General features: G+C 35.7%; 6 protein-coding genes. 4 read left to right on the top strand and 2 right to left on the bottom strand.

Annotated features, from left to right (window positions below; all coding sequences use genetic code 11):
* Positions 1-78 precede the first annotated feature (78 nt).
* From purB to J5G60_RS14675, 3 genes are all read left to right on the top strand, one after another.
* Positions 79-1509 carry an adenylosuccinate lyase gene (gene purB, locus J5G60_RS14685; RefSeq protein WP_150355441.1) on the top strand — a complete coding sequence of 477 codons (1431 nt, stop codon included), beginning with the start codon at positions 79-81 and terminating at the stop codon, positions 1507-1509.
* A 23-nt stretch (positions 1510-1532) separates the two neighbouring features.
* Positions 1533-2975: an NAD(P)/FAD-dependent oxidoreductase gene (locus J5G60_RS14680; RefSeq protein ID WP_150355442.1), complete on the top strand. Its 1443-nt coding sequence runs from the start codon at positions 1533-1535 to the stop codon at positions 2973-2975.
* Between the two features lie 137 nt (positions 2976-3112).
* Positions 3113-4036, top strand: a complete 924-nt coding sequence (locus J5G60_RS14675; protein WP_150355443.1) for a hypothetical protein — start codon at positions 3113-3115, stop codon at positions 4034-4036.
* Positions 4037-4096: 60 nt separating this feature from the next.
* On the opposite strand, the gene gltX is transcribed toward J5G60_RS14675, so the two are convergent.
* Positions 4097-5551, bottom strand: coding sequence for a glutamate--tRNA ligase (gltX, locus tag J5G60_RS14670; protein WP_150355444.1), 1455 nt, complete (start codon positions 5549-5551; stop codon positions 4097-4099).
* 375 nt (positions 5552-5926) lie between these two features.
* On the opposite strand from gltX, the gene gap reads away from it, so the two are divergent.
* Entirely contained in the window at positions 5927-6982 is a 1056-nt protein-coding gene (gene gap, locus J5G60_RS14665; protein WP_150355445.1) for a type I glyceraldehyde-3-phosphate dehydrogenase, read from the top strand.
* Positions 6983-7050: 68 nt separating this feature from the next.
* On the opposite strand, the gene J5G60_RS14660 is transcribed toward gap, so the two are convergent.
* Positions 7051-7932 carry a VIT1/CCC1 transporter family protein gene (locus tag J5G60_RS14660; RefSeq protein WP_229981255.1) on the bottom strand — a complete coding sequence of 294 codons (882 nt, stop codon included), beginning with the start codon at positions 7930-7932 and terminating at the stop codon, positions 7051-7053.
* Positions 7933-8139 lie beyond the last annotated feature (207 nt).

The following is an 8139-nucleotide window of genomic DNA, read 5'->3' as shown; positions in this document are numbered from 1 at the left end:
ATATAATATAATATAAATATATGTTATAATATGAATGAAAACAATTAAATTATAGTATATGTACGGAGGTATTTTATCATGAGAGATACATACAATAACCCATTAAATAGAAGGTATGCCTCACGGGAAATGAGTTATCTATTTTCCGATGAGATGAAATTTAAAACTTGGAGAAAACTCTGGGTAGCTCTGGCTGAGTGTGAGAAAGAGCTTGGGCTCAATATAACTTCTGAACAAATAGATGAATTGAAAGCCAATGTGGAAAATATAAATTATGAGGATGCAGAAAAAAGAGAAAAGGAAGTACGTCATGATGTGATGAGCCACGTATATGCCTATGGACTTCAGTGCCCTAAGGCCAAGGGAATAATACATCTGGGGGCAACCAGCTGTTATGTAGGGGATAATACAGATCTTATAATTATGAAAAAGGCACTTTACATAGTGAGGGGAAAAATACTGAATGTGATAAATTATCTCAAGGATTTTGCACTTGAATACAAAGATCTTCCCACTCTCGGATTTACACATCTTCAGCCTGCCCAGCTCACTACAGTTGGCAAGAGAGCATCTCTCTGGATACAGGATCTATATCTGGATATGGAAAATATTGATTTTGTCATTGATAAAATCAGATTCAGAGGAGTAAAAGGAACTACGGGAACTCAGGCCAGTTTCATGGATCTGTTTAACGGCAATGAAGAAAAGGTAAAGATGCTGGATAAAATGGTGACGGAGAAGATGGGATTCAATCAGGAATTTATGGTTACAGGACAGACCTATACCAGAAAGCTCGATTCCATAATATTAAATACTCTTTCAGAGATAGCACAAAGTGCTTATAAGTTCAGCAATGATCTCAGGATACTTCAAAATATGAAGGAAATGGAGGAACCTTTTGAAAAAAATCAGATAGGCTCTTCAGCCATGGCATATAAAAGGAATCCTATGAGATGTGAGAGAATGGGCTCTCTGTGCAGATATATAATTGTGAATGCCTTGAACCCGGCTATAACTGCTTCGACTCAATGGTTTGAAAGAACCCTGGATGATTCTGCAAACAGGAGGATAGTCCTTCCTGAGGCATTTTTGGCACTGGACGGGGTCTTAAATTTATATATGAATGTATCTGAAAATATGGTGGTTTATCCAAAGACAATTGCATCCCATGTACTTAAGGAACTTCCATTTATGGCTACGGAGAATATAATAATGGAAGCTGTTAAAAGAGGAGGGGATAGACAGGAACTTCATGAGAGAATCAGGATTCATTCTATGGAAGCAGCTAAGAGGGTGAAATCAGAGGGAAAGGAAAATGATCTTTTGGAAAGAATTATAAAAGACCCATTTTTTAAAATGAAAAAAGAAGAGATACTGTCTCTGGTGAGTCCCGAAAAATTTGTTGGAAGGGCACCAGGCCAAGTGGTGGATTTTATAGAGAGCCAAATAAGCCCAATGCTTGAAAATAATAAACAGTATCTGGGGAAAGAGGCCCAGATAAATGTCTAGTCTAATATATGGGAGGATTGTATATGTACGATATTGCCATTATAGGAGCAGGAGTGGAAGGTTCAGCCATTGCAAGAAGGTTTTCCAGATATAAATTAAAAATTTGTCTGATAGAAAAACAGGATGATGTATCCTGTGGGGCGTCTAAAGCCAACAGCGGTATAGTGCATGGAGGATATGACGACACGCCGGGTACTTTAAAGGCTAAATTATGCGTAAAGGGAAACAGGATGTATGACAGGTTAAACAGGGAGTTGAATTTTGGCTACAGAGAAACAGGCTCCCTTGTAATAGCTTTTTCAGATGAAGAGAAAAAACATCTTGAGAAGTTGTATCATAATGGTATAAAAAATGGTGTAGGGGGAATGGAGATAATAGACGGCGAAAAGGTAAGACAGATGGAGCCTTATGTGAACAATGAGGTTAAATGGGCTCTCTACTGTAAAGACTCAGGAGTTTGTTCTCCCTATGAATTCACCATAGCACTGGCAGAAAATGCAGTGGAAAATGGAGTGGATTTGAAACTGGAAAGTGAAGTTATAGGCATAAATAGAAAGGAAAATTATTTTGAAATAGTTACCAGCCAGGAGAGGATAGAGGCTAGATATGTAATAAATGCAGCGGGGGTCTACAGTGATAAAATATCCAATATGGTTGGCCTGGACCATTTTCATATAATTCCAAGGAAAGGTGAATATGTCCTTTTCAACAGGGATCAGTCCTACCTGGTGAATAGTGTAATATTTCAGGTACCTACGGAAAAGGGCAAGGGAATTTTAGTGACTACCACCTATCATGGCAATCTGATGATAGGCCCAAACGCCCAGGAGGTTTCAAACAAGGAAGATGTGAATACGAATGAGGAAATGCTGAATTACATTGTTGAAACCGCCAGGAAATCTGTAGAGGGTTTTGACATGAAAAAAGCTATAACCTCTTTTGCAGGAGTGAGGCCTACCAGCAGTACCAGAGATTTCATAATAGAAGAGACAAAAGTAGAGGGATTCATAAATGTAGCGGGCATAGATTCACCGGGACTTACTTCTGCTCCAGCCATAGCAGAGGAAGTAGTAAATATATTGAGCAAGAAAGTAAAGCTGGAGGAAAAAGATGATTTTAATCCCTATAGAAAACCTATTATAGTAAAAAAGGATAAAAATTTTGATGGAGACATAAATGCAAAAGAGCCTGAAAAACATATTATATGCAGATGCGAAAGGGTAACGGAAGCGGAAATTGTAGATGCATTAAATAGACCGGTAAGGACAATATCCATTGATGGAGTCAAACGCCGTACAAGGGCTGGCATGGGCATGTGCCAGGGGGCATTTTGCGGTTCTAGGGTCAGAAAACTCATAGCAAGAGAAATGGATATACCTGAAGAACAAGTTAAACAGAGAGGTCCAGGATCCTCCATACTTCCTAAAAGGGTAAATCGGATAAATGTGATGAAAATACAGAAATAGATTTTAAATTATGAAGGCTGCCGTATAATCAATTTGCGGCAGCTCCAATTCTTTGAACCTGAATATAACTTGATTGCAATATTACATGGAGTTTCATATCCTGATAATATAGCTATTTAATTGTGGAGGTAATAATATTGAGAAGATCCAGGAATGACATGGATGATTTGATGCAGCTTGCTCTATATATGTTTCCCAAATATATGAAGAGAATACAAAAATACGATAGAAGGCATTTTGAAGATTCGCATCACGGTGAAGATCATCATTATGAGCACGATGAATATGCGGATTTGAAGGATTTAATTGGGTTCATAGAAAAAAATATTATCAGGGACAAAGGTAAGGAGGGTATGGGAGACAAAAAAATTGGGAAGAAAATTGATGGAGGAAAACCCCAAAATACAGGTAAAAATCCGATTCATGAAGAAATACTAAAAAAAGCACAGGAACAGATTAAAAAATCAGGCCAGGGACCCGATAAGAAATTGTCGGATGATAGAAATGTGAGACAGGACGGCAGAGCTGCCAAAAGCATAAAACAGTTGGACTCAAAAGAGACAAGGGAGATGCCGACAAAAGATGTATGTTTTTCAGCATGCAATGAGGAGATAAAAAATTTATTGAACAGATATGTGAATAAAAAATTTGACATATGCACTGACGGCGATGAAAACTGTGTGTTTGAACAGATAAATTTGATATGTGCAGATGAAGAGCTGGCCAAATTTAAAAATGGAGAAGGTGAAATCATAGTAATACCTGTAAGAAATATAGTTGGAATGAATTTGCCTGAACCGGTATACATGGAAGAACATTCTAAAAAAGATGATATGACATACTACCCTCTGGAAAAATCGCTGTGTCATTATTTTGGCGCAATAATTGGCAAAAGGGTGTGCATACAGACACGGGGCCAGGGAAAGTTCAAATATCTCTCAAGAAAGCTCATCACAGGTACAGGAAAAGGATTTGTTATAATTGAAAACAACATTGTCATATTATTTTCCAAAATAATATTTATAAGAGAATCGAAGCTGGATGAATATAAAAATTCATAGAGAAAATACCTGGATGTTTATGTATAAAATACATTGAACATGAAAATCCAGGTATTCATTTTATTGATTTGCCTTCTTAAGTTTTTCAATTCCAATTTTTACTCTCTTTATGGATTCTTCTTTTCCTATAATATCTGCTATTTCAAAAGCACCGCCGGGAGTGGATTTTTTACCTGAAAGTGCCGTCCTTACAGGCCAGAGTACTACTCCATTTTTAACCTGCATATCTGATACCAGATCCATACAGCACTTTTCTATGTTTTCGAAAGTCCAGGGATCCAGTGATTCTACTCTTGGAAGAAATTTTTCAAGAGTGATCAGTGAATTCTGTAAATTTGTCTTCATTCTTTTATGGATATACATGTCTGCAGAGTAATCCGGAAGTTCCTGAAAAAAGTCCAAAAAATCTGGTATTTCACTGAGTATTTCAACTCTGGTCTTAAGCAGCTTGCTTATTTTCAAAAAATCCAGATCCTTTGAAATGACTTTTTTATAGTAGGGAAGAGCAAGAGAATTAAAATCTTCCAAAGGCATATTTTTAATATACTGTCCATTCATCCATTTCAATTTTACAGTATCGAATATGGCAGGAGATTTATTTATATTTCTATAGTCAAATCTTTCTACCAGCTCCTGAAGATTAAAAATTTCCCTTTCATCTCCGGGATTCCAGCCTAAAAGGGCTATGTAGTTTAAAACAGCTTCTTTGAGGTATCCTTTTTTTATAAGATCTTCAAAAGACGCGTCACCATTTCTTTTACTCAACTTATGGTGTAGATCTTTCATTATTGGAGGACAGTGAATATATATTGGGATCTGCCAGCCGAAAGCTTCATATAACCTGTTGTATTTTGGAGCCGAAGACAGGTACTCACTTCCCCTTACTACATGCGTAATTCCCATAAGATGGTCATCTATTACGTTTGCAAAGTTGTAGGTAGGATAGCCATCGGATTTTATGAGTATCATATCATCTAATTCCGAATTGTCCACGCATATATCGCCATAGATCTCATCATGGAAAGTTGTAACGCCGGTTTCGGGATTATTCTGCCTTATTACATAAGGTATTCCGGAATTAAGTTTTTCCTTTATTTCTTCTTTTGAAAGATGGAGACAATGTTTATCATATTTGTAGTCTCCTGATATTTGAGAGTTAGCCCTCAGTGTATCAATTCTCTCCTTTGTACAAAAGCAGTAATAAGCTTTTCCCATATCTATAAGTTTTTTTGCATATTTTAAATATATATCGGTTCTCTGGCTCTGGATATAAGGCCCTACTGGTCCGCCTATATCCGGACCTTCGTCGTGTTTTAGTCCTGTAGTTTTTAAAGTGTTGTAGATTATATCTAAGGCACCTTCAACGAATCTTCCCTGATCCGTATCTTCAATTCTGAGTATGAAGTCTCCGCCAGCATGTTTTGCAATTAAGTATGTATAGAGGGCAGTCCTTAAATTACCCACATGCATATATCCTGTGGGGCTCGGTGCAAATCTCGTTCTTACCTTGGTCATTTTTTTCACTCCTATTTATTTTAAAGTAAAAACCTCTCATCCGTTTTAGACGAAAGGTTATGAGCTTGCTATTACTCTTTAAATAATATAATAATAGAGAATTTGTGTCAAGGTAGTTTTTAAATTCATGTTCTTGTAAAAGTGAGCAAATTAGATTAAATACCTGAAATATGCAACGTATATGGCAAAAAAGCCGTTTCAATATAGTATTCCTCCATAAAAGTAAATTTGACATATATGAGTATTATTGATATAAATAATATAGCATATATGTTGCACATACAACATATAAGGTATATAATTATTAATATGAGTAGCATATATAAAAAATAAACTTTATATGATAGGTAAGTATTTTATGGGAGGAAAAAAGTAATGTCTATAAAAGTTGCAATTAATGGTTTTGGAAGAATAGGAAGATTGGTTTTAAGGATTGCCCAGGAGAGATTAAAGGGAACTGTTGATATTGTGGCAATCAATGCCAGAGCAGATAATGAAACCCTTGTGCACCTTTTTAAATACGATTCTTGTTATGGCAGGTTTAGGGGAAATGCAAAAGCGGGAAAGGACTCCATATTTGTAAATGGTTCTGAAATAAAGATCTTTAGAGAAGATGATCCTGAAAATTTACCCTGGGACAAGTTAAATGTGGACATAGTTGTGGAATCCACAGGAAAATTTAAAACTAGAGAAAGTTTATATAAGCATATAAAGGCCGGAGCAAAAAAGGTTATAATTACGGCGCCTGCTAAAGGTGAAGATATAACTATAGTTATGGGAGTAAATGAAGAAAAATTTGACGTAAAATCCCACAATATTATTTCGAATGCATCTTGTACAACCAATTGTCTAGCTCCTTTTGCAAAGGTTCTGGATGAAAACTTCGGTATTATAAATGGCTTTATGACTACAGTTCATTCCTATACAAATGATCAGAGATTACTTGATAAAACCCATAAGGATTTGAGAAGAGCAAGAGCAGCTGGTCAATCTATAATTCCAACTACAACAGGGGCGGCCAAGGCAGTTGCAAAAGTACTTCCGAATTTAAAGGGAAAATTGAATGGGATTGCCTTTAGAGTTCCTACAGCTACAGTTTCCGTTACTGATTTAGTATGTCAGCTTTCAAAATCTGTTACTGTAGAGGAAATAAATAAAACTTTTAAAAGGGCCTCTGAGGGACTTATGGAAGGAATATTGGGATATTCTGATGAACCATTGGTTTCAGTAGATTATAAAGGCGATGACAGATCCTCTATAATAGATGGACTTTCAACTATGGCATCAGGAAATATGGTGAAGGTGGTATCTTGGTATGATAATGAGTGGGCTTACTCCTGCAGGACTGTGGATCTTGTAAATTATGTTGCAGAAGAAATGGAAAAGGATTCTGAAACTACTACTAGAGAAATGATGACAAACAGAATGTAAATTTTAGCCAAATCATAAATTTTCCTATAATAATAACGGTGGGCAGCTTCTTGTAAGCTGTCCACTATTTATAAATTTATTCCAAATACATTTTTTACTACAAGGCCTACAATAAAGGAAAAAAGAGCAACTCCTAAGCTTACACCGGCCATTTGTATAAATCGCTGCTTGAAATTGAATCCTTTAGCTACTGATATATAGTAATTAAAGATAGATATTATAATTACAGCAATGACAAGAGTTACTACCAGTGCCTGTATGTACATGTTTCCTGGCATAAAGAGAAAGGGAAGTATGAGTAAAATAACAGTTATTAAATAGGAAACGCCAGTATAAACACTGGATTTTAAGGCGTCTTTTGTATTTTCTGCTTTTTCGGCAATGTATTCACTGGCAGCCATGGAAAGGGTAGCTGATATTCCTGTGATCATTCCAGCTAGTGCAATTACTTTTGTGTTTGCCATGGAAAGTGTAAAACCGGCAACACTGCCTGTTATCTCCACAAGTGCATCATTTAGTCCAAGAACTATAGAACCTATATATTTGAGTTTTTCTTCATCCAGCATGTCGAGCAGCAAGAACTCGTGTTTTTCTTCATCCTCTGCTATTTTGGAAAATTCAGGGAAGGCATTTGACAGTTTACTATAGCTGTAACCTCTGACAGCCTCAGTTTCTCTTCCTTCCATTTGTTTTACGGCAAAGGTGAAACCAAAGATCTTTGCTATGGTAGAGTAGAACCATATCTTTTTTTTATCAGGTGAAACTTCCATATTAGTATATGTTTTTATAAATTTATAATGTTCTTCTTCATCTCCTGCTATTTTTAACAGTATTTTTTTGTTTTTTTCATCTTTTGTGATTTTGGACACATTTATATATATCTGTCTTTCAGTTATTTCTCTCAATTGCATCTGAAATAGAATTTTTTTTAAATTCTCATCTATTTTCATTTTACCTACAACCTTTTTGTATATTATTTTTCTCTGGGGAAAGTATGTAACATATATTATAATACTGTGGTCATGTACTTACAAGCCAAAAGTTTACTGTAATAAAATCAAGCGTATGGATATATTAAGCATTCACTTGAATTAGTGATTATATTATTATAATCTATATTAATTAAACTAATTTTAATAAAATGAATGATATAGGAG

Source organism: Clostridium sp. HV4-5-A1G (assembly GCF_900184915.1).
In the GTDB taxonomy this organism is placed as follows: domain Bacteria; phylum Bacillota; class Clostridia; order Clostridiales; family Clostridiaceae; genus Clostridium_B; species Clostridium_B aromativorans.
The sequence above is the reverse complement of the archived record's forward strand: the minus strand, read 5'-3'. Positions and strand labels throughout refer to the sequence as shown.

Bases quoted from the DNA above. Each gene is read 5' to 3' on its own strand.
- gap (WP_150355445.1), top strand. From the start codon at position 5,927: ATGTCTATAAAAGTTGCAATTAATGGTTTTGGAAGAATAGGAAGATTG.
- purB (WP_150355441.1), top strand. From the start codon at position 79: ATGAGAGATACATACAATAACCCATTAAATAGAAGGTATGCCTCACGG.
- J5G60_RS14660 (WP_229981255.1), bottom strand. From the start codon at position 7,932: ATGAAAATAGATGAGAATTTAAAAAAAATTCTATTTCAGATGCAATTG.
- gltX (WP_150355444.1), bottom strand. From the start codon at position 5,551: ATGACCAAGGTAAGAACGAGATTTGCACCGAGCCCCACAGGATATATG.
- J5G60_RS14680 (WP_150355442.1), top strand. From the start codon at position 1,533: ATGTACGATATTGCCATTATAGGAGCAGGAGTGGAAGGTTCAGCCATT.